Genomic DNA, 1,379 nt, shown 5'->3' on the forward strand with positions numbered 1-1,379 from the left:
AACCTTTACACTCGAGATGCAACTGGATGATGGTGCTTTTGTTCCTTTGAAACTCGACGAAACAGAACAGTTATCCGCCCCCCTTTGGACAGAGCGCAAATTTGTGAGCAGCGATAAAACAGCCAAACAAGCGCGCCTCAAACTCACGCTTACCGGTGGACCGGCAGCGCGGTCAATGGTGAGTGATTTTGGCGCCGGTATATTGTGATGGGAGAACAGAGATGACCAAAACCAAAAAACTTGACATGGAATTGCCTAAAGAAGGTCGCTTTATCAGTTCTGAATTCCCAATCTTGCGCGAAAACTTGACAAAAATTGATCAGGCAATAGCCGATGTTGAGGACAAGGTAGACGAAAAAGCGCCTTCAAAACACACGCACACCATAAGCGAAATCACAAATCTAGAAAGCGCTCTCAATGGCAAAATGGCAGCGGATAAAACTTTCTCATTTGCTGATTTAAGCGATATCGAGGGTGCACACGATGCTGCCAACAATTATGTTCTCTATAAATCAAGCAACAATAACTTCACCTTTGGGAGTGCTGTCTCACTGTTAGGCGCACATCAACATAAAACCGAAGATATTGTGGGGCTTGATGATTTTAGAGCCAAGATCAATGAAGATCTCACAAGCTATGGTCGCCTCACAAGCCCAAATGAATGGCAAAGCTATAATAAATTTACCAGCAAAGTCACTATGAGTGGTGGCTTAGAACTGTTGGGTAATGCATCATTGAACCTCACCCATAATGGTGAAGTGGTTACCAGTTTAAGCACAACGGGAAGCTTTCTTAAAGGACCTTTAAAAGTCGATGGAGATCTTGTTTATACGAAAGCGCAAGTGGATGCAGCTATCTTGGCACAAATAAAGAGTCTTAAAAAAGATTTGATCGATCAAATCACAAATTGGCCGGCTCTTGCTGATGCTGAATTGCTGTATACGCAAGATGGGAAAATTCAATGGCCCGATTGGGTCACCGATAAAACCAAAGTTGAGATCCAAGCTTGGGGCGGTGGCGGCAGTGGCGGCGGAGCCTATTTGTCAGGATTAGGAGGAGGTGGTGGTGGTGCCGGTTGTTCAGTCTGGTATGGCTATAAAGCCAGTTTAAAGGGTCATGAGGATATCGTGATTGGTAAAGGAGGGGCTTCTATTGCAAAAAGCTGTGTAAACGGTAATTCTGGAGGAACAACAGTTGTTGGGAAGAATTTTATCACCGCCACAGGAGGAAACTATGGTAGTGCCGGTTACTATAGTTCACGAAATGGTTATGTTACTGGCTGCTATTCAGGAAGTGGTGGTACTGGAGGAACAGGTGGAAACTTTGGTTTAGCAACGGATGAACATCTAGGAATTGCCAAAGGCGGAAATGGTTATGCT

At 44.6% G+C, this 1,379-nt stretch carries 2 protein-coding genes; both read left to right on the forward strand.

The window, feature by feature from the left end:
* A partial coding sequence (locus ACFING_RS09795; RefSeq protein WP_375630769.1) for a hypothetical protein occupies positions 1-208 on the forward strand: 208 nt, incomplete at its 5' end.
* Positions 209-221: 13 nt separating this feature from the next.
* Positions 222-1,379 (forward strand): Bgr_08870 family protein (locus tag ACFING_RS09800; protein ID WP_375630771.1); only part of this gene is annotated, 1,158 nt, incomplete at its 3' end.

Origin of the sequence: Bartonella sp. AP150HLJHH (assembly GCF_042196385.1) — a bacterium.
In the GTDB taxonomy this organism is placed as follows: Bacteria; Pseudomonadota; Alphaproteobacteria; order Rhizobiales; family Rhizobiaceae; genus Bartonella.